This window comes from Streptomyces sp. NPDC059853 (assembly GCF_042731495.1).
In the GTDB taxonomy this organism is placed as follows: Bacteria; Actinomycetota; Actinomycetes; order Streptomycetales; family Streptomycetaceae; genus Streptomyces.
In genome coordinates this window covers 1-1,378 of the sequence record NZ_JBHWJL010000560.1, presented here as the reverse complement: position 1 = coordinate 1,378, position 1,378 = coordinate 1, and the positions used below count along the sequence as shown (strand labels likewise).

At 73.9% G+C, this 1,378-nt stretch carries 2 protein-coding genes; both read right to left on the bottom strand.

Annotated elements, in window-relative coordinates; genetic code table 11:
• Nucleotides 1–570 (bottom strand): FAD-binding protein (locus ACFV5N_RS27840; RefSeq protein ID WP_385605324.1); only part of this gene is annotated, 570 nt, incomplete at its 3' end.
• A gap of 319 nt (nucleotides 571–889) precedes the next feature.
• On the bottom strand, nucleotides 890–1,204 hold the full coding sequence (locus ACFV5N_RS27835) for a hypothetical protein (RefSeq protein ID WP_385605321.1): 315 nt from the start codon (nucleotides 1,202–1,204) through the stop codon (nucleotides 890–892).
• Nucleotides 1,205–1,378 lie beyond the last annotated feature (174 nt).

The following is a 1,378-nucleotide window of genomic DNA, read 5'->3' as shown; positions in this document are numbered from 1 at the left end:
CTCGTACACCCACTGGGCGACGTCGTAGGACGGTTCGATCTCCAGCTCCAGGGCGGTGACCACCCCGAGCGCGCCGAGCGAGACGACCGCGCCGGGGAAGACGTCCGGGTCGGCGGCGCGGTCGAGGCGGACGGTGTCGCCGCCGGGGCCTATGAGTTCGAGCGCCGTCACGGCCGAGGCCAGGCCGCGCTGGGAGTCGCCCGAGCCGTGGGTGCCGGTGGCGCAGGAACCGGCCACCGAGATGTGCGGCAGGGAGGCCAGGTTGGCGAGTGCGAAACCGGCCGCGTGGAGGGCGGCGTTGACCTCGGCGTACCGCAGGCCGCCGCCGATGGTGACCCGGCGGCGCGCGGCGTCGATGTCGATGCGGGGCGGCAGTCCGTCCACCCGGACCAGATCGCCGGGGGTGTCGGCGATGAGGTTGAAGGAGTGCCCGCTGCCCAGGACGCGCAGCTGCCGCGATCCGGCGACGACGCGCCGCAATTCCGCGACGGAGGCCGGACGGTGCAGCCGCTGGGCGCCGAAGGTCACATTGCCCGCCCAGTTCCGCGCGGGAGCGTTGATCGTCACCATGCGCCCGACGGTATTACGGAATGACCGCAAAGGGCAGCTGACCGGGCAACCTTCTTGCGGCGGGCGGCCGCGCAAGAACGGGGAGAGCGCGGACGGCCTGGGCATCAAGGAGGGCCGGGGCGAGGGCAGCCGGGTGGTCGGCGCCCGGCTGTGGCGCAACGCCGACGACGGGTTCGAACGCCTGGCTGCTCGAGTCGGCGATCACCATCGAGAACTCCCTCGCCTGGGGCAACGGCTTCAACCACGGGGACTTCCCCGACTTCGAGGGCGACGGCAACGGCTTCAAGAGGGGCGGCGGCAACCCGGGCCCGGCCGCCGGTCACACCCTGACCCACTCGATCGCCTTCGACAACGCGGAGGACGGCGTCACCGACAACGGCAACCCGGGGGCGCTCACCATCTCCCGCACCACCACCTTCCGCAACGGCGACACCGGCTTCCAGGTCAACCGCTCCGCCTCCACCCTGACCGCGAACCCGTCCGTCGCCGACGCCCGCGCCGTCAACCTCGGCAGCTCCACCGCCGTCGGCAACTCCTGGGACCTGGGCGGCGACTGGGGTCCCGGCTCCGTCCTGTCCACCGACACCGCCCTGGTCACCGGCGACCGGGCGGCGGACGGCTCCCCGCCGTCCACCGACTTCCTCCTCCCGCGCGACGGCCGGGCCATCGGCGCCCGCCTGTGACCGGGAACGGTTCCGCGGCCGGGCCGGGCTGACACCGCGGCCGGGCCGACAAGCGGCCCCGTACCCCCGCCGGTTCGGCGGGCGTACGGGGCCGCCGTGCTGTGCGGGTCAGCGGTGTTCGGGGT